Source organism: Acidiphilium cryptum JF-5 (assembly GCF_000016725.1).
GTDB classification, from domain to species: Bacteria; Pseudomonadota; Alphaproteobacteria; order Acetobacterales; family Acetobacteraceae; genus Acidiphilium; species Acidiphilium multivorum.
This window is the reverse complement of record NC_009484.1, coordinates 3,059,641-3,076,790: the sequence shown is the minus strand read 5'-3', so window position 1 is coordinate 3,076,790 and position 17,150 is coordinate 3,059,641. Positions and strand designations below refer to the sequence as shown.

Annotated in this window: 15 protein-coding genes; 7 read left to right on the top strand and 8 right to left on the bottom strand. The window is 67.3% G+C overall.

The genetic code is table 11. The features are described from left to right. Window positions 1–42 precede the first annotated feature (42 nt). From ACRY_RS16545 to ACRY_RS16535, 3 genes are all read right to left on the bottom strand, one after another. Window positions 43–609 (bottom strand): hypothetical protein, encoded by a 567-nt coding sequence (locus ACRY_RS16545; protein ID WP_007422044.1) that lies wholly within the window; start codon window positions 607–609, stop codon window positions 43–45. Then, window positions 609–1,634 (bottom strand): SAM-dependent methyltransferase, encoded by a 1,026-nt coding sequence (locus ACRY_RS16540; protein WP_007422043.1) that lies wholly within the window; start codon window positions 1,632–1,634, stop codon window positions 609–611. Before ACRY_RS16540 ends, ACRY_RS16545 begins: the two co-directional genes overlap by 1 nt. 69 nt (window positions 1,635–1,703) lie before the next feature. Continuing rightward, entirely contained in the window at window positions 1,704–2,504 is an 801-nt protein-coding gene (locus tag ACRY_RS16535; protein ID WP_043509379.1) for a DUF1295 domain-containing protein, read from the bottom strand. 97 nt (window positions 2,505–2,601) lie between these two features. On the opposite strand from ACRY_RS16535, the gene moaB reads away from it, so the two are divergent. Next, window positions 2,602–3,141: a molybdenum cofactor biosynthesis protein B gene (moaB, locus tag ACRY_RS16530; protein WP_007422041.1), complete on the top strand. Its 540-nt coding sequence runs from the start codon at window positions 2,602–2,604 to the stop codon at window positions 3,139–3,141. A 22-nt stretch (window positions 3,142–3,163) separates the two neighbouring features. Here the strand turns inward: moaB and ACRY_RS16525 are convergent, their stop codons facing one another. After that, the gene (locus ACRY_RS16525) at window positions 3,164–3,673 is read right to left on the bottom strand and encodes an Lrp/AsnC family transcriptional regulator (protein ID WP_012040327.1); all 510 of its coding nucleotides are present in this window, start codon (window positions 3,671–3,673) and stop codon (window positions 3,164–3,166) included. Between the two features lie 151 nt (window positions 3,674–3,824). Here ACRY_RS16525 and ACRY_RS16520 point away from each other — a divergent pair, with 151 nt between their 5' ends. The 5 genes from ACRY_RS16520 to ACRY_RS16500 are packed head-to-tail and all read left to right on the top strand — an operon-like array spanning window position 3,825 to window position 9,312. Continuing rightward, window positions 3,825–4,385 (top strand): precorrin-2 dehydrogenase/sirohydrochlorin ferrochelatase family protein, encoded by a 561-nt coding sequence (locus ACRY_RS16520; protein WP_012040326.1) that lies wholly within the window; start codon window positions 3,825–3,827, stop codon window positions 4,383–4,385. Beyond that, window positions 4,382–5,173 (top strand): uroporphyrinogen-III C-methyltransferase, encoded by a 792-nt coding sequence (gene cobA / locus ACRY_RS16515; protein ID WP_012040325.1) that lies wholly within the window; start codon window positions 4,382–4,384, stop codon window positions 5,171–5,173. Before ACRY_RS16520 ends, cobA begins: the two co-directional genes overlap by 4 nt. A 4-nt stretch (window positions 5,174–5,177) precedes the next feature. Beyond that, on the top strand, window positions 5,178–6,926 hold the full coding sequence (locus ACRY_RS16510; protein WP_012040324.1) for a diflavin oxidoreductase: 1,749 nt from the start codon (window positions 5,178–5,180) through the stop codon (window positions 6,924–6,926). Then, window positions 6,926–7,609 (top strand): phosphoadenylyl-sulfate reductase, encoded by a 684-nt coding sequence (locus ACRY_RS16505; protein WP_012040323.1) that lies wholly within the window; start codon window positions 6,926–6,928, stop codon window positions 7,607–7,609. The genes ACRY_RS16510 and ACRY_RS16505 overlap by 1 nt, the downstream gene beginning before the upstream one ends. 29 nt (window positions 7,610–7,638) lie before the next feature. Further along, the gene (locus ACRY_RS16500) at window positions 7,639–9,312 is read left to right on the top strand and encodes an NADPH-dependent assimilatory sulfite reductase hemoprotein subunit (RefSeq protein ID WP_012040322.1); all 1,674 of its coding nucleotides are present in this window, start codon (window positions 7,639–7,641) and stop codon (window positions 9,310–9,312) included. An 82-nt stretch (window positions 9,313–9,394) separates the two neighbouring features. Here the strand turns inward: ACRY_RS16500 and ACRY_RS16495 are convergent, their stop codons facing one another. Further along, the gene (locus ACRY_RS16495; protein ID WP_231295295.1) at window positions 9,395–10,477 is read right to left on the bottom strand and encodes a c-type cytochrome; all 1,083 of its coding nucleotides are present in this window, start codon (window positions 10,475–10,477) and stop codon (window positions 9,395–9,397) included. Window positions 10,478–10,626: 149 nt separating this feature from the next. Beyond that, window positions 10,627–12,285, bottom strand: a complete 1,659-nt coding sequence (locus ACRY_RS16490; RefSeq protein WP_043509252.1) for a pyrroloquinoline quinone-dependent dehydrogenase — start codon at window positions 12,283–12,285, stop codon at window positions 10,627–10,629. Between the two features lie 216 nt (window positions 12,286–12,501). On the opposite strand from ACRY_RS16490, the gene ACRY_RS16485 reads away from it, so the two are divergent. Then, window positions 12,502–13,908 carry an FAD-binding oxidoreductase gene (locus ACRY_RS16485; RefSeq protein WP_043509251.1) on the top strand — a complete coding sequence of 469 codons (1,407 nt, stop codon included), beginning with the start codon at window positions 12,502–12,504 and terminating at the stop codon, window positions 13,906–13,908. Window positions 13,909–13,920: 12 nt separating this feature from the next. Here the strand turns inward: ACRY_RS16485 and ACRY_RS16480 are convergent, their stop codons facing one another. Together ACRY_RS16480 and ACRY_RS16475 are read right to left on the bottom strand one after the other, a co-directional pair. After that, a complete protein-coding gene (locus ACRY_RS16480; RefSeq protein ID WP_012040318.1) occupies window positions 13,921–16,026 on the bottom strand; it encodes a TonB-dependent receptor family protein in 2,106 nt (701 codons plus the stop codon). Then, window positions 16,026–17,135 carry an S-(hydroxymethyl)glutathione dehydrogenase/class III alcohol dehydrogenase gene (locus ACRY_RS16475; protein WP_007424024.1) on the bottom strand — a complete coding sequence of 370 codons (1,110 nt, stop codon included), beginning with the start codon at window positions 17,133–17,135 and terminating at the stop codon, window positions 16,026–16,028. The genes ACRY_RS16480 and ACRY_RS16475 overlap by 1 nt, the downstream gene beginning before the upstream one ends. Window positions 17,136–17,150: the final 15 nt, after the last annotated feature.

Below are 17,150 nucleotides of genomic sequence, written 5' to 3'. Positions count from 1 at the left end.
GCGCGGCGCGGCGAAGGCAAGAGGCCAGGCGGTCGGCCCGGCTCAGCCCCGCGCCGCCGGCGCCGAGGGGCGGACGGCTGCGAAGGCGATTCCGAGGAAAAATGTCAGGCAGGCAACGCTGAAGCCATTCAGCGTCGCGAGCGAGGCGGCAACGGACGCCGGGTAGGTCGCGATCGGCGGCATCGGTGCGAGGCGCAGCGCGGCATAGGCAAGGAAGGGCAGCGCGGCGAGGGCGAACATCGTCCGCCGTTCGGCCTGGTGAAAGCCGAGAGTCGCCAGCATCACGCACGGAATGAGGAACAGCGCCACCCCGGAGGAGAAGCCGAGCACATGAGTGCACCATGCGGTGTTCAGTGTTCCCACCGTGCAGAGCAAAGCCCGCGCGGCATAGCCGCTGCGCCGGGCGAGCAGCGGCACCGCGAGCCAGAAGGGCAGCGAGGCTAGGGTCAGCAGGACAAAGGGGCCAGTATTCCGCCCGAGCACGGCCCATAGATAGAGCGGATAGAACGGCGTGTTGCTCGCCAGCACGAGGGCGATGGTATTGCAGGTCGCGGTCAGCCCGTCCTCATGCGCAACGAAGCCGGCAAGGGCGCGGGCGGCGGCACGCATCAGACCGGGCGCAGCCGGTAATGGCTGACCCCCCAGGACTCGCCACCAGCGTGCCCGAACAGCCCTTCGGTGGCGAGGAAGAACAGCCGCCAGCGCCGCTTCCACACACCCGCCTCCGTGCCATAGACGCTGCGCAGGATCGCGCCGATCGGCCCGGCATTGCGGTCGTAATTCTCAAGCCAGCACCGCGCGGTGCGGGCATAGTGCGTGCCGTTCCAGCGCCAGTCGGCCTCGACCGCGAACAGGTCGGAAAACTGGCCGATCAGCCCGTGGCTCGGCATGATGCCGCCGGTGAAGAAATGCTGCGCGATCCAGTCCGCCGGATCGTCATGATCGAAGCGGTAGGCGCCGGAGCGATGCGAGAAGACATGCAGGAACAGCGCCCCGCCCGGGGCGAGCCAGTGACGGATGCGCCCGAGCAGGCCCTGCCAGTTGGACATGTGCTCGAACATCTCGACCGAGACGACGCGGTCGAATCTCCGCTCCGGGGTGAATTCGTTCATGTCCGCGGTGATGACGCGCAGATTGGCAAGGCCAAGGCGGGCGGCCTCGGCCTCGATATGCGCGCGCTGCGAGGCGGAGTTCGACACAGCGGTGATGGACGCCGCAGGGTAGCGCTCCGCCATGAACAGGCTGAGCGAGCCCCAGCCGCAGCCAAGCTCGAGAATGGACTGGCCATCGGCAAGCGCGGCGTGGTCACAGGTGCGTTCCAGCGCGTCGATTTCGGCCTGCCCGAGCGACACCGTGGGCGAAGCGAAGAAGCAGCAGGAATATTTACGCCGCTCTCCCAGCACATGGCCGAAGAACGCCGCCGGCACCTCGTAGTGCTGTGCATTTGCCGCATCGGTGTGCAGGGCGATCGGCAGGCGGGCCATCTCGCGCGCGAAGGCGCGCTCGGCATCCGCCGTCAGCACCGCGAGCTTGCGGTCGGTCCGGCCGACCAGCCCGGCGATGCCGCGGCGGGTCAGCGCGTCGGGGATCGGCAGGCGCTCGGCCATTCCGGCCATGGTGGCGGCAAGGTTCATGCGTTCACTCCGAAGCTGGGTTCAGGCCGTTGTTGATACGGCGCCGGGCGGCATGCGGATGCACGGCACTCAGCCGCGCCGCCGCGGCGGCCACGGCACGATCGGGCTGACCCGGGCCTGGTAATCGCGATAGGCGTCGCCGCGCGAGGCCAGCATCTCGCGTTCGAGCGGCGGCACGCCCGAAACCTTCGCCAGCAGCCAATACATGAACAGCGGCGCGGCTAGGCCGGCAAGGCCCGGCCACCACGGCCCGGCGAGCCCAATCAGCGGATAGGCGAGCCAGACCAGGATCTCGAAGAAATAGTTCGGATGGCGCGACCACGCCCACAGGCCGCGGGCGCAGACCTTGCCGCGATTGGCGGGATCGGCGCGGAAGGCGTGCATCTGCCTATCCGCCAGCCCTTCGCCGGCGACCGATCCGGCAAACACGGCAAGCCCGGCCAGCGTCAGGCCGGGGGCGAGCGGGTAAGGGTTGCTCGCCGCGAGTGTCACCGCCAGCGCCAGCAGCCAGGCGACCGCGGCCTGGATCATCAGCAAGCCGAACATCCGCCGCTCGAACCGCGCGCCCCATTCGGCGCGGAACCGGGCATAGCGCGCATCCTCGTGGCGGATGGCGGCGGTGCGGCGCAGGATGTAGCCGCCGAGCCGCCCGGCCCAGACCAGCACCAGCGCCGCCACCAGCAGCCGCCGCGCCGGAGCCGCCGTGCCGAGCGGGACCAGAGCGCCGACCGCCCCGGCAATGCCGGTGCCGAAGGTCCAGAACACGTCGACCCAGCCGGAATTGCGGGTCGCGCGCTGCGCCGCCCAGGCGCCCGCCATCACCAGCATGAGAAAGAGCAGAAGCGTCAGCGCGAGTGCTGGATATGCCATGAGCAAGACATTCATCCGCCCCGCACTTCGTCAAGGGCCGGGCTGCGCGGCCGGCGCCGAATCGCTATATGACGCGACAGACAGAAGGAGCCACGCCATGTCGCGCATCGACGAAACCCGTCCATTCGTTCCCGTCGCCATCGCGGTGATGACCATCTCGGACACGCGGACGGCGGAGACCGACACGTCGGGCGACGCGCTGGCCGCGCGGGTGATCGCCGCCGGCCACAGCCTCGCCGCGCGCACCATCCTGCGCGACGACGCCGACCTCATTGCCGCCCAGCTGCGCGCCTGGATCGCCGATCCGGCGATCGACGTGGTGATCACCTCGGGCGGCACCGGCATCACCGGGCGGGATGTGACACCGGAGGCCTTCTCCCGCGTGCTGGAGAAGGAAATCGAAGGCTTCGGCGAGCTGTTCCGCATGCTGAGCTACCAGAAGATCGGCACCTCGACGATCCAGTCCCGCGCGATCGGCGGGGTGGCGGGCGGCACCTATCTCTTCGCCCTGCCCGGCTCGACCGGCGCGGTGAAGGATGGCTGGGACGACATTCTCGTCTTCCAGCTCGATTCCCGCCACCGCCCGTGCAACCTCGTCGAGCTGATGCCGCGGTTGCAGGAACACCTGACCGCCTGAGCGCCCGCCCCGCGCCCGCCGGTCAGATCGGCGGCGGGCCGGATTTCATCCGCTCCATCGCGAAGCGCGAGCTGACATTGCGCAGCGGCACGGCGGCGATCAGCCGGCGGTAGAACGCGTCGTAGGACGGGATGTCCGGCGCCATGACGTGCAGCAGGTAGTCGACATCCCCGCTCATCCGCCAGGCGCCGACGATCTCGGGCATGGTCGCGACGACCTCGGCGAAGCGGGCGATCCAGCCATCCGAGTGATCCGCCGTCTCGATCGAGACGAAGACCGAAACCGGATAGCCCAGCCGCTCGGGCGAGAGTGCGACCACCCGCCCCTGAATCACGCCCGCCTCCTCCATCCGCTTGATCCGCTTCCAGCAGGGCGTGGCCGAAAGCCCGACCTCCTTCGCCATGATGGCGAGCGGCACGGTGGCGTCGCGCGCGAGCAGGCGGAGGATCGCGCGGTCGATATTGTCGAGCGTGATGGCGGCGGCCGGCGCGACGGCAGCGGCCGCCTGGCTGGTCCGGGCTTTGTCAGCCATTCCAAATTATCCTTCAAATTTAGACTCGTTTTTCATATGACCCGAATAATTCAGAAAATCAAACTTATTTTAGGCCGAAAACGCTGTTTTAGGAGAAATTTGTTTTCCTGCTCCGGCCGCGTTCCTATACTCCGGGCGTGCAGGAGACACCATGATCCCGATCGCGCTCGACCCTCGTCTGACCTCGCTCGCCGTCGCCGGCAACGGCACGCTGGCGCTGCGCCGCTATCGCGCGCTGCGGGCGGCCGGGGCCGAGGGCGCGCTGCTGTTCTCCGACGATCCCAGCGCCGAGGCTGTCGAGGCGGCGGGTGCGAACCTGCGCCTCGCCCTGCCGGACGACGCGGCGCTGGCGGCGCTGCACGTGCTCTGGATCGTCGATCTCCCGGCCGAGGCGGCGGAAGCGCTGGCGACGCGGGCGCGGGCGGCGCGCGTGCTCGTCAATGTCGAGGACGTGCCGCCCTTCTGCGATTTCCACTCGGTCGCCGAAATCCGCCGCGGCGACCTGCTGCTCACGATTTCCACCGCCGGCGCCGCCCCCGGGCTTGCCGGCGTGCTGCGGCGCGATCTCGAAACCCGGTTCGGCCCGGAATGGGCCGAACGCGTCGCACATGTCCGCGCGCTGCGCCGCGCCTGGCAGCAGGAGGGCGTGAAAATGCCCGAGGCCGCACGGCGGATCGCCACTCTCGTCGAGGAAGAAGGCTGGCTCGCATGATCCGACATCCCGCATTCGCCCCCGGCAGCGTCTGGCTGGCGGGCGCCGGCCCCGGCGACCCCGCGCTGCTGACGCTGGCGGCGCTGCACGCGATCGAGACCGCCGACGTGATCCTGCACGACGCGCTGGTGCCGGCGGAAATCCTCGCCCTCGCCCCGGCGGCGACGCGGCTGGTGCCGGCGGGCAAGCGGGCCGGCGGCATCCACACGCCGCAGCTCTCGATCAACGAGGACCTGATCGCCCTCGCCCGGCAGGACCTGCGGGTGCTGCGCCTGAAGGGGGGCGATCCGTTCGTGTTCGGCCGCGGCGGCGAGGAGTGCCTCGCCCTCGCCGCGGCGAGCATCCCCTTCCGCGTCATCCCCGGCATTTCCGCCGGCATCGGCGCCGCGAGTGCGGCGCATATGCCGATCACCCATCGCGGTGTCGCCCGCAGCGTGGTCTTCGCCACCGGCGAGGCGGGGCCGGCCGGCGGCGAGGTGGATTTCGCGGCACTCGGCCGCGCCGCCGATACGCTGGTGCTCTACATGGCGCGGCAGAATATCGGCCGGATCGCCGCCGCCCTGATCGCCGGCGGCCGCAGCCCGACCGACCCGCTCGCCTTCCTGCTCGACGCGACGACGCCGCGCGAGCGCGTCGTCCACACCACGATCGGCGCCGCCGCCGCCATCGCCGCCACCCTGCCGCCGGCCGCCACACTGGTGATCGTCGGTCCCGTCGCCGGAATCGGTGCGATGATCGCGCCGCACCGCCCGGAAGCCGAACCCTCGATCCGCTCCGCACAAGGTTGACATCATGACCCGCATCGCCGCCCTGCCCCATTCCGCCCCCTTCGCCCCCGAGGACATCGCCGTTCTCGACAAGGTGATCGGCCGCGCCTCCAGCACGCAGCGCGCCTGGCTCGCCGGCTTCCTCGCCGGGATCGACGCCGCGAAGGGCGACGCCGCCGCCCCCGCCGCACCGCCGGCGGCGAAGACCAAACTCACCATCCTGTTCGCCACCGAATCCGGCAATGCCGAGGCGCTGGCCAATGCCGCGAAGAAGGACGCGCAGAAGCGCGGCTTCGCCCCCCGGGTGCTGGACATGGCGGACATCGCCCCCGCCGCGCTGGCCGAGGCCGAGAACCTGCTGGTCATCGCCTCGACCTGGGGCGAGGGCGAGGCGCCGCAGCGCGCCGCCCCGTTCATGCGCGCCCTGCTGGCCGAGGACGCGCCGGCGCTGAAGGGCGTCACCTTCGCCGTGCTCGCCCTCGGCGATTCCTCCTACGCGCAGTTCTGCGAGACCGGCCGGCAGATCGACGCGCGGCTTGAGGCGCTCGGCGCCCGCCGCATCGCCCCCCGGCTCGATTGCGATCTCGACTACGAGGCCCCGGCCGCGACGTTCATCGACAGCCTGTTCACCGCGCTCGCCCCGCAGGCCGATGCCGGCTCGGTCATCCATGTCGATTTCCACCGCGCCGAAGGGGTGGAGATCAGCAAGGCCAACCCGTTCGAGGCGGAGGTTGCGGCGCTGCACCCGATCACCTCGTCGCGCTCGGAGAGCGAGACGCTGCATCTCGAACTCGACCTCACCGGCTCCGGCCTGAGCTACGAGCCGGGCGACACGCTGGGCATCGCGCCGACCAACGCGCCTTCGCTCGCCGATGCGATCCTCGGCGCGACCGGCCTTGCCGGCGACGCCGCGGCGCGCGAGGCGCTGATCCGCGAGCGCGACATCACCACCCTGACCCCGAAGCTGATTGCCGATTATGCCGCGCTGACCGGCGAGGCGAAGCTCGCCGCCCTCGCCGCCGACGAGGCGGCGCGCACCGCCTTCATCGCCGGGCGCCAGCCGCTCGACCTGTTCGAGGCGTTTCCGCACCGTCTCGATGCCGGCCAGCTCGCCGGCCTGCTGCGCAAGCTGCCGCCGCGCTACTACTCCATCGCCTCCTCGCAGAAGCTCGTGGGCGATGCGGCGCATCTCGCCATCGCCAAGGTCGCCTATGAAAGTGCCGGCCGGACGCGGCTCGGCGTCGCCTCCGGCATGGTCGCCGAGCGGCTGCGCGAGGGCGACACGCTGCCCATCCACATCAAGGCGAACCCGCATTTCCGCCTGCCCGAAGATTCTTCCGCGCCGATCGTGATGATCGGCGCCGGCACCGGCATCGCCCCCTACCGCGCCTTCCTGCAGGAGCGCGAGGCGACCGGCGCGTCCGGCCGGACCTGGCTGATCTTCGGCCATCGCCGCTTCACCCACGACTTCCTCTACCAGCTCGAAATCCAGGACTGGCTGAAGAGCGGCGTGCTGAACGAGATCGACCTCGCCTTCTCGCGCGACCAGCCCGAGAAGCGCTACGTGCAGCACGTGCTGTGGGAGCGGCGCGCGGCGCTGCAAGCCCAGCTCGCCGAGGGCGCGACGCTCTATCTCTGCGGCGACGCCAAGGCGATGGCCCGCGATGTCGACGCCACACTCGCGCACATCCTCGGCGGCGATGACGCCGCGAAGGGCCAGGCAGCACTCGATGCGCTGATCGCCGCCGGCCGCTACAAGAAGGACGTCTACTGATGAGCGAACCCGTCTCCGACCGCGCGCGTGCGACGCTGGACATGCTGCGCGCCGCACTGCACGCCCATCACGGCAGGATCGCGCTGGTCTCCTCCTTCGGCACCGAATCGGCCGTGCTGCTCGACATGGCGGCAAGGATCGACCGCGCCCTGCCGGTGATCTTCCTTGAAACCGGCAAGCTGTTTCCCGACACGATCGCCTATCGCAACGCGCTGGTCGCCCGGCTGCGGCTGCACGATGTCCGCACCATCCGGCCGGACCCCGCGCATCTCGCCGCGCTCGATCCGGATGGCGCGCTGTTCGGGCGCGACCCCGATCTCTGCTGCACCATCCGCAAGACCATGCCGCTGGATGCCGCCCTCGACGGGTTCGAGGCGTGGATTTCCGGCCGCAAGCGCACCCAGTCCGACCAGCGGGCGCGCATCCTGCCGATCGAGACCGGGCCGGACGGGCGGACCATCGTCAACCCGCTGCATGACTGGGAGCGCGCCGATATCGACGCCTATTTCGCCGCCCGGCGCCTGCCGCGCCACCCGCTGGAGGCGGAGGGCTTCCCCTCGATCGGCTGTGCCACCTGCACCCGCCGCGTGCGCCCCGGCGAGCCGCCGCGCGCCGGCCGCTGGAGCGGCACCAGCAAGACCGAATGCGGCATCTTCCTCGACCGCGCCGGCCAGGCCGCCTGACCCGACAACGCTAACCGAAAGATTGCACCATGGCGGATCGTGACGTCATTCAACTCTCCCGCAACGAGGACATCAAGGCGCGGAGCGACTTTCTCCGCGGCACGCTGATCGAGGAATTCGGCCAGCAGGCGCTCGGCGGCCTCACCGAGGATGGCGGCCAGCTCGTCAAGTTCCACGGCATGTATGTCCAGGACGACCGCGACCTGCGCCCCGAGCGGGCGAAGCGCAAGCTCGACCGCGCCTACATGTTCATGGCCCGGCTGCGGATTCCCGCCGGCGTGCTGACGCCGCGCCAGTATCTCGCACTCGACCGCATCGCCGACGAGCGGGCCAACGGCACCATCCGCGTGACCACGCGGCAGACGGTGCAGTTCCACGGCATCATCAAGTCGAACGTGCGCGCCGCGCTGCGGGCGATCGACGCCGCCCTGCTCGACACGATCGCGGCCTGCGGCGATGTGAACCGCAACGTGATCTCCACCGCCAACCCCTATCTCTCCCGCGCCCATGCCGAGGCGGCGGAAGCGGCGCGGGTGCTCTCGGCGCATTTCCTGCCGCGCACCGGCGCCTGGCGCGAGGTGTTCATCGGCGACGAGCGGGTGCTCGGCGGCGAGCCCGAGGCTGAGCCGATCTACGGCGCGACCTACCTGCCGCGCAAGTTCAAGATCGCCATCGCCGTGCCACCCTCGAACGATGTCGACGTCTTCGCCCACGATCTCTCCTACATCGCCATCGTCGAGAACGGGGTGATCGCCGGGTATAACGTCGTGGTCGGCGGCGGCATGGGGGCGACGCATGGCGAGCCGGAGACCTATCCGCGGGTGGGCGACGTGATCGGCTATTGCCCGGCGCATCTGCTGGTCGAGTCCGCCGAGGCGGTGCTGACCACCCAGCGCGATTTCGGCGACCGCACCAACCGCAAGCACGCCCGGCTGAAATACACGATCGACACGCACGGGCTCGACTGGTTCCGCGCCGAGGTCAACCGCCGGATGAGCGCCCCGCTGGAACCCGCCCGCCCCTTCGCCTTCGCCGGCAATCACGACCAGCTCGGCTGGACCACCGACGCCGAGGGCCACCACCACCTCACCCTGCACATCGTCAACGGCCGCATCGCCGACCGCGACGATGCGCGGCTGAAATCCGCCCTCGCCGCCATCGCCGCCCTGCCCGGCTTCATCGATACCGGCGCGATCGTGATGACCACCAACCAGAACATCATCATCGCTCGCGCGAACGATGCCGAGCGCGCCGCGATCGACGCGATCCTGGCGGAACATGCGGTCGGTCAGGACGTGTCGCGCCTCGCCGAAGGGGCGATGGCCTGCGTCGCCCTGCCCACCTGCGGCCTCGCTCTGGCCGAGAGCGAGCGCTACCTGCCGACGCTGGTCGCGAAGATCGACGGGATTCTCGCGGATCACGGCCTTGCGGAGCAAAAGATCACCATCCGCATGACCGGCTGCCCCAATGGCTGCGCCCGGCCCTACATCGCGGAGATTGGCCTGGTCGGCCGCAACCCCGGCAAATACAACCTGATGCTCGGCGGCGCTGCCGACGGCTCGCGGCTCAACACGGTCTACCGCGAGAATGTCGGCGAGGCGGAAATCCTCGCCTCCCTCGCGCCGGTCATCGCCGCCTATGCGAAGGACCGCCAGCCGGGCGAAGGGTTCGGCGACTACACGCGGCGCGCCGGCATCGTCTGACAGCGCCGCACGATAAAGAAGGCCCGGCCGGATAGTGGTGTCCGGCCGGGCCGACCCGAGAGCGGCACGAACTGTGTCGCGATTATTTTACCGGACAAACGCCATTCTTGTCGGGCGTGCCGGCCGGATGCGCCGGAATAGAAAGCTTCACTGTCCCGAAATGGCTGCCCGGATTGGTTGGGAAAGCCGTCTTTCCAGCCGGGAAGCAGTTTGATGCCAACAGATAGGCCATCACGTCGGCATATTCGCCGGGTTTGAGTGAGCCCGGATCGTTGAACGGCATGTTCTGGGTCACGATCGTATTGAGGATCGAGACCGAGTAGCCGTTGGTGTGCGCCGTCGTGAGGAATTCCTTGCCGGCGATGGCCGGTGCGGCAACGCCCTGCAGATTGGCGCCGTGGCAGCTCGCGCAATGCGTCGAATACACCGTCTTGCCTGCCGTAGCTTGCGCCATCGTGTAGGAGACGGCGCCGTCGCCGCCCGTGTCCGCGACCCTGATGAGCCGGGCCGCCGGCGCTTTGGTCACCTGGACCGAGGCATGCTGCACCGACGCATGGGTAGCGGCATGATGTTTCACATCGGCGGCACAGAGATGATGCACCATCGCGGCGGCCGGAGTGTATAGCACGAGCATCGAACCTTCCTTCTTCACGATCGAACTGCCGGCGGTGGCGATCGGGCCACCGTCGAGCTTGACGGCATGCCATACCAGCCAGCCATGCCACAGCCCGTAGCCTGCCACATGCGGAGCGGCACAGCCATTCTCTGTCGGCGCACCAGCCGGCACACCGAGTTCGGTATTGGCGATGGCCCCGCGCATGCCGCCGAACACGTCGAACGTTCCAGAACGCCCCTCGGCGATTTCCATGGTCTGGAGCGCCTGAGAGACATCGTTCTGATACGCGCCAAGGCCATGCGCCTTGGCCGCGTCGCCGAGATTCGCCACCGCAGACTGGAGGTTCACAAGAACCCCGTGTAGCGCCGGCACGAAGGGCGGCGTCGCCCGACGATCGAGCAGGTGATTGACCTCGCCGATCGCCCCGACGGGATCGCCGGCGGCGGGATCGAAGGCGCTATCCCCGCGGCCGACCAGAAGATTGATCGCCCGGTGCGCCGCCTGGACATAGCGGGCGGGACCGTTGGTGGCGTCGTTCTCGGCATCCATGATTGCCGCGACCGCGGCTCGGATATTCGACAGCGCCGCCTCGGCCCGTGCATGGTCCGAGGCGGGTGTCGCAGCGAGGCCGGAAGGCACCGCGAGGGCGGCAAGAACCGCCCCCGCAGCCAGAAAACGCAGAAGACCGCCTTTCGCCATCACTTCGACAGCGCGAACATAGTCAGCATGGTTCCCTTGTTGGTCTTCGGCATGTTGGGCAGTTCCTGGTTGCCCGCCTGACCGGATGCAACCGCGACGTATTCGGTCTTGCCCTGGGTGAAGGCGACCGGCGGCGCGATGATCGGGGAGCCGGTATCGTAGCTCCACAGCTTCTTGCCGGACGTCGCGTCATAGGCATCGAAATCGCCGTTCTCGAGGCCGGTGAAGACGAGGCCGGTCGAGGTCGAGAGAGCGCCGCCCGCCATCGGCAGTTTCGAGGGGTTACGCCACGCGAAGACGCCGGTATTCACGTCGATCGCGTTGAACTGCCCGGTGTTCGGCCCGACGAATTTCGGGAACGCGCCGCCGAGATAGAACTGCCCGGCGATGTAGACCACGTTCTTCGTCGCCCGCCAGAAGCCGCACTCGTTCGAGCTTGGCAGGTAGATCATGTTGGTCTTCGGGTCGTAGCTGCCGCCGTTGTATTCGACGCCGCCATTGGTGTTCGGGCAGGCCACGTTGCCCTTCAGGCTTGGCTCCGTGTTCTGGTTGTACTGCATGCTGACGGCGAGGTGGTTCACCAGCTTGCCGGTCTGCGAGTTCAGCAGCCAGAAATTGCCGGCCTTGTCGCCGTCGGCCACGAGCGGCATCTCCTTGCCGTCCACCTTCCCGGTGAACAGGATCGGCGGCATCACCGGATCCCAGTCATGCGTGTCATGCGGGATGAACTGGTGGGCCCAGACCATCTTCGGCTTCGCGCCGGAGATGTTGATGGCGAGCAGGCTGTCGGAATAGAGGTTGGAACCCTTGCGCGCCGGGCCGTTGAAGTCCGGCTGCGGGTTGCCGGCATTGGCATAGAGGATGCCGGTCTTCGGGTCGAGCGCCATCATCGTCCACACGGCGCCGCCGCCGCGCTTCCAGGAGTCGCCGCTCCAGGTCTTGTTACCCTTCTGGCCCGGGCCCGGAATGGTTTCATACTTCCATTCGACCGCGCCATTGGCAGGGTTGATCGCCTGGATCGTGCCGATTCCACCCCAGTCGCCGTTCGAGATGCCGAGCAGCAGCACCGTCTTGCCGGTCTTCGGGTTGGTGTAGGGCAGCGGCTGCATCGTGTAGAACGAGTTCGCGGTGTCGGACACTTCCACCTTGTCGAACACCTTCTTGCCGGTGGTCGCGTTCAGCGCGATCAGGTGGCCGTCGAGCGTCGCAAGATAAACCTTGCCATCAAGCAGCGTGACACCACGATTGGCAGCGAAGGAAATGACGTGGGGATTGTCGGAGAACTGCCATTTCAGCTTTCCGGTCTTCACATCGATCGCGTAAACATGGTCGTGGGCGGAGGTGATATAGGCGGTGCCGTTCCAGACCACCGGCGCGGCCTCGATCGGCCCATTGTCCGAGATATGGAACGTCCAGACCGGCTTCAGCTGCGCAACGTTGGCCGGCGTGATCTGGCCGATATCGACATAACGGTTGTTGTCGTAATTCTTGGCACCGAGAATCCAGGTCGAGTTGCTGCTCGCCGTGCTGGTGTAATCCTTCGGCGTCGGCGTCGTGTTCGAGACGGCACCGGCATGGGCAATTCCCGCGATGCCAACGGCCATGGCCGCGGCCGCAACGCCGCCGGCGAGGCGGGCAAGGCCAGAGCGTGACTTCATTTGGTCGGTTCTCATGAACGTCTCCCCAGTTCGAAGTGAAGCTGCCTCAAGGGTACGAGGACACCATCGCACGCCCGTGGCTGCCTGATAACGCTATCATAGTCGCCAGAAGGATCAAGCTTTCGTGTGTGGCCCCAGGCGCGATGTTCCCAAACGGAGCAACATGACCAGCATGGACTGCCTTGGCTCGGCTGGCACAGGCGATATAGTCGGCTCATGATCAATCTGCTCGACCACCTCGCCGCCGCGCTTGGCCCCGGAGGGGTCATCATCGCCCCTGAAGACATCGCCCCCTTCGGCACGGACTGGCGCGGCCTCGTCAGCAACATGCCCCGCGCGGTTCTGCGGCCGCGCGACACGGCGGGTGTTGCGGCCGCGCTGCGACTTTGCGCGGCGGCCGGCGTTCCTGTCGTGCCCCAGGGCGGCAACACGTCGATGGTCGCAGGCGCCGTGCCGTCGCGGGACGGGGCGGAACTCGTGCTTTCGCTCTCGCGGATGAATGCCGTGCGCGCCATCGATGCCGCGGGGCTCACCATGGAAGTGGAGGCCGGGGTCACGCTCCGTGCGGCCCAGGACGCGGCGCGCGACGCAGGTGCCCTGCTGCCGCTTTCGATCGGCTCGGAAGGGTCCGCGCAGATCGGCGGTGTCATCTCGACCAACGCCGGCGGCAACAACACCCTGCGTTTCGGCAACGCCCGCGATCTCGTACTGGGGCTGGAGGTGGTACTGGCTGACGGCACGATCTGGAACGGACTGCGCCGGTTGCGAAAGGACAATACCGGCTATGCGCTGCGCCAGCTTTTCGCCGGCGCCGAAGGAACGCTCGGCATCGTCACCGCCGCCGTGCTGCGCCTCGCGCGGGCACCGCGCCAACGGCAGACCTGTTTCTGCGCGATCCCCAGCGTCGAGGCCGCGCTCGACCTGTTTGCCCGGTTCCGCGACGAAGACGAAGCCGCGCTCTACGCATTCGAATACATCTCCGGCGCCGCCATGGCCGTGAACCAGTCATACATGCCGGACTTCCGGCTCCCGCTCGAAACGGCTTCACCGCACTATGTGCTGCTCGAACTGGCGACGACCCGCAGACGCGATCCGCTGCGGGAGACGATGGAAGCCGTGCTGGCAGACGCGCTTGAAGCCGGTGTGATCACCGATGCAGCGATCGCCGAATCCGAGGCACAGCGGGCGGCGTTCTGGGCTATCCGCGAGCATCTTTCGGAGTCGCAGCGTCGGGCCGGCGCCTCGGTGAAGAACGATGTTTCAGTCCCGGTCGCGGCAGTACCGAGCCTGCTTGCACGCGCCGCAGCGATGCTCGGCGCCCGCCATCCCGGCGCCCGCATGGTTGCATTCGGACATATCGGCGATGGCAACATCCACCTGAACGCCCTGCAGCCCGAGGATGGCGACGCTGCAGCCTTCGCCGCGCGCGGCGAGGACCTGATGGAGGATGTGAACGCCATCGTCATGGAACTCGGCGGCAGCTTTTCCGCCGAGCATGGCATCGGACAAATCAAAACCCACGCCTTCGGGCAACTGCGGTCAGCGGCCGAGCGGGAGATCATGCACAGGATCCGCGCAGCGCTCGATCCGGCCGCAACGCTCAACCCCGGGAAACTGTTCTGACCGCGAGAGCGGTCAGAACCGGTAACGTGCCCGCATCCCGATCACGAAGTTGCGCCCCGGCGCCGGCTCGTAATAGGCGGCATTGCTCGCGGCGATCACGACCGCACCCACATAGGTCCGGTTGAAGAGATTGTTGATGCGAGCGAATTCATTGAACCGGATCGGCCCAAGGTTCTGCCGGAACCCCCCGGCGATGCCAGCGGTGAAGTAGCCCGCCGCGTAGGCCGAGTTCTGCGAGTCGACATACATCCGGCTCTGCCACTGAGCATTCGCCTGGGCATAGAATCCGGTCGACGGATCATGCCAGTCCAGTTCGCCGTAGATCCGCTGATCCGGCACGCCGGGCAATGACCTGCCGGCGAACTGGTTGGCAAGGAAGTGCGCCTTCAGCAGCGAATAGGAGCCGTAGAGCTCGACATGGTGAGGCAGATACGTATCGAGGCTGACGTCGACGCCGTTGCGCGCCGTCTGCCCCTGGTTCGAATAAGCGGTACGTCCGTCCTTCGAGGAAGACACCTCGATCTCGTTGTTGGTGTGAATGTGGAACACCGCGAGCTGGAGATAGGTATCCGCACCGATCAGGCTCTTGATCCCCGCCTCGAAGTTCTGGCTGGTCGTGGGGCGCAGGGCGGAATTGAACCCCGCGAGGCCGTTGGGCAGGTAAGCGAGCTGGTCGAGCGTCGGCGTTTCGAAACCCTCACCATAGTCGGCGTAGAGATTGGTGGTCGGCGTCAGGTGATAGGTGGCGCCAGCAACGAAGCTCGTGTTTCCATAGCTGACCGATCCCGAGTCGTTGGTCAGCGTGCTGGTCACGTAATTGTCGGTCACGCTGTAATAATCGTTGCTGTGCCGAAGACCGACGACCAAAGTCGTGCGCTTGGCAACGTGGGCGTTCACCTGCGCGTATTCGGCGACATTGCGGGCGACATCCTGCTCGTTGCGACGCAATGCGCCGATTGAGCCGAACTCGTTGACATAGCCCTTGCGGTGCTGCTGTTCGTAGCCGAAATCCACACCGGTGATGAGTGTGACCGGAACGCCGGCAACCTCGTCCCTGTGGGTCCAGGACGCGTCGATGCCACCGGATTTTCGGGCAAGATCCACCACGCCGCCGCCGGAAGCCGCGTAGCTGCCGGTAAAGGGCAGGAATTGCAGCACTGAGTGGGTCGCCTCGTAAACCACCACGCGGATGCTGTTCTGTGCGTTGAAGCGGTGTTTGAAGACGAGGCCGAACTGCAGGTGGCGCAGCACCTTGCGGGTCCCGAACGCATCGGCACCGGTGCCGGCCTGGCGCGGATTGGCATGATACTGCGCAGCAGTCAGGCCGCCCGGGTCTTCCGAATACGGTTCGTTCAGGCCGTCGATCAGCAGCGTGTAGCTGGTATTCGGGCTGACCTGCACACGGAATTTGCCATAAAACTGCTGGCGCCGCGCGGCACTATGCTGGCGGTATCCGCCAGTATAGAAATCCGACGCGTTCATCATGTAGTTGAACGAACCGTCAGATCCCCAGCGTGCGGTGCCGCCATAGGTCGCGCCGACGCGCCATCCGCCATAGGACGTCGCAATCACGCTGCCACCGACCGTGGGGCGGGTCGGGCCGTTCTTGCTGAAGACCTGGATCACTCCACCCGAGGCATTGCCGTACAGGACGGAGAACGGGCCGGTCAGAACCTCGATCCGGCTGATGTCGCCAAGGTCGATCACCTCGGAGTCGGTCGTTCCGTCCGGACCGGTCAGTGGCATTCCGTCGACGAGGATGCGGATATTCCGCACGCCAAACGGTGTCTGCGCGCCGAAGCCGCGCGAGGTGATGCGCAATCCCTGCGCATAGTCCTGCCGGTTCTGCACGTCGATGCCGGGCACGCGATTCAGCGTCTCGCTGAGGTTCTCTTCCGCGTTGGCGAAACTGACCTGCCTACCGGAGATACTATATATCGAAACCGGAACGTTGAAACTCGCCTCCCGGGTACGGGTCGCGCTGACCACGATCTTGTGGATCGCGATCTCGCCCGGCGAGGGAACGATCAGGGGTTTCGCGTTCTGTCCGAACGCCGGAGTGGCGAACGCCGTGCCCCCGAGAAGGGACACGGCGAGCAGGCTGAGCCGTCTCGACATCAGTAGACGACGACGCTGCGGATACTCTCGCCCTTGCGCATCAGTTCGAAGCCTTCGTTGATCTGCTCGAAGGGCAGCACATGGGTGATCAGGTCGTCGATGTTGATCTTGCCGTTCATGTACCAGTCGACGATCTTCGGCACGTCGGTGCGGCCGCGCGCGCCGCCGAAGGCGGTGCCGCGCCAGTTGCGACCGGTCACCAGCTGGAACGGCCGGGTCGAGATCTCCTGCCCCGCGCCGGCCACCCCGATGATGATCGAGGTGCCCCAGCCGCGATGGCAGCATTCCAGCGCCTGGCGCATCACCTTCACATTGCCGATGCACTCGAAGGAGTAATCGGCGCCGCCATCGGTCAGGTTGACGAGGTAGGGCACGAGATCCTCGCCGATCTCGGCCGGGTTGACGAAATGCGTCATGCCGAATTTCTCGGCCATCGGCTTGCGGCCGTTGTTGAGATCGACGCCGACGATCATGTTCGCACCGGCGAGGCGCGCCCCCTGAATCACGTTCAGGCCGATCCCGCCGAGACCGAAGACGACCACGTTATCGCCCGGCTGCACCTTGGCGGTGTTGATCACCGCGCCGATGCCGGTGGTCACCCCGCAGCCGATATAGCAGATCTTGTCGAAGGGCGCGTCCTCGCGCACCTTCGCCACCGCGATTTCCGGCAGCACGGTGTAGTTGGCGAAGGTCGAGCAGCCCATGTAGTGCATCACCGGCTCGCCGTCGCAGGAGAAGCGCGAGGTGCCGTCCGGCATTACGCCCTTGCCCTGGGTCGCACGGATCGCGGTGCAGAGATTGGTCTTGCGCGAGAGGCAGGATTTGCACTGCCGGCATTCCGGCGTGTAGAGCGGAATCACGTGATCGCCCTTCTTCACGCTGGTCACGCCGGGACCGACATCGACCACGATACCAGCACCCTCGTGCCCGAGGATGGCCGGAAAGAGGCCTTCGGGGTCCGCGCCCGACAGCGTGTATTCATCCGTGTGGCAGATGCCGGTGGCCTTGACTTCCACCAGCACCTCGCCCGCCTTCGGCCCATCCAGCCTGACCGTGCCGAGCTCCAGTTTTTCGCCGGCCTTCCACGCAATCGCGGCGCGAACATCCATCGTTGTTATCCTCCT

Bases quoted from the DNA above. Each gene is read 5' to 3' on its own strand.
- ACRY_RS16525 (WP_012040327.1), bottom strand. From the start codon at position 3,673: ATGGCTGACAAAGCCCGGACCAGCCAGGCGGCCGCTGCCGTCGCGCCG.
- ACRY_RS16500 (WP_012040322.1), top strand. From the start codon at position 7,639: ATGGCGGATCGTGACGTCATTCAACTCTCCCGCAACGAGGACATCAAG.
- ACRY_RS16475 (WP_007424024.1), bottom strand. From the start codon at position 17,135: ATGGATGTTCGCGCCGCGATTGCGTGGAAGGCCGGCGAAAAACTGGAG.
- cobA (WP_012040325.1), top strand. From the start codon at position 4,382: ATGATCCGACATCCCGCATTCGCCCCCGGCAGCGTCTGGCTGGCGGGC.
- ACRY_RS16545 (WP_007422044.1), bottom strand. From the start codon at position 609: ATGCGTGCCGCCGCCCGCGCCCTTGCCGGCTTCGTTGCGCATGAGGAC.
- ACRY_RS16510 (WP_012040324.1), top strand. From the start codon at position 5,178: ATGACCCGCATCGCCGCCCTGCCCCATTCCGCCCCCTTCGCCCCCGAG.
- moaB (WP_007422041.1), top strand. From the start codon at position 2,602: ATGTCGCGCATCGACGAAACCCGTCCATTCGTTCCCGTCGCCATCGCG.
- ACRY_RS16540 (WP_007422043.1), bottom strand. From the start codon at position 1,634: ATGAACCTTGCCGCCACCATGGCCGGAATGGCCGAGCGCCTGCCGATC.
- ACRY_RS16520 (WP_012040326.1), top strand. From the start codon at position 3,825: ATGATCCCGATCGCGCTCGACCCTCGTCTGACCTCGCTCGCCGTCGCC.
- ACRY_RS16480 (WP_012040318.1), bottom strand. From the start codon at position 16,026: ATGTCGAGACGGCTCAGCCTGCTCGCCGTGTCCCTTCTCGGGGGCACG.
- ACRY_RS16505 (WP_012040323.1), top strand. From the start codon at position 6,926: ATGAGCGAACCCGTCTCCGACCGCGCGCGTGCGACGCTGGACATGCTG.
- ACRY_RS16535 (WP_043509379.1), bottom strand. From the start codon at position 2,504: ATGGCATATCCAGCACTCGCGCTGACGCTTCTGCTCTTTCTCATGCTG.
- ACRY_RS16490 (WP_043509252.1), bottom strand. From the start codon at position 12,285: ATGAAGTCACGCTCTGGCCTTGCCCGCCTCGCCGGCGGCGTTGCGGCC.
- ACRY_RS16495 (WP_231295295.1), bottom strand. From the start codon at position 10,477: ATGGATGCCGAGAACGACGCCACCAACGGTCCCGCCCGCTATGTCCAG.
- ACRY_RS16485 (WP_043509251.1), top strand. From the start codon at position 12,502: ATGATCAATCTGCTCGACCACCTCGCCGCCGCGCTTGGCCCCGGAGGG.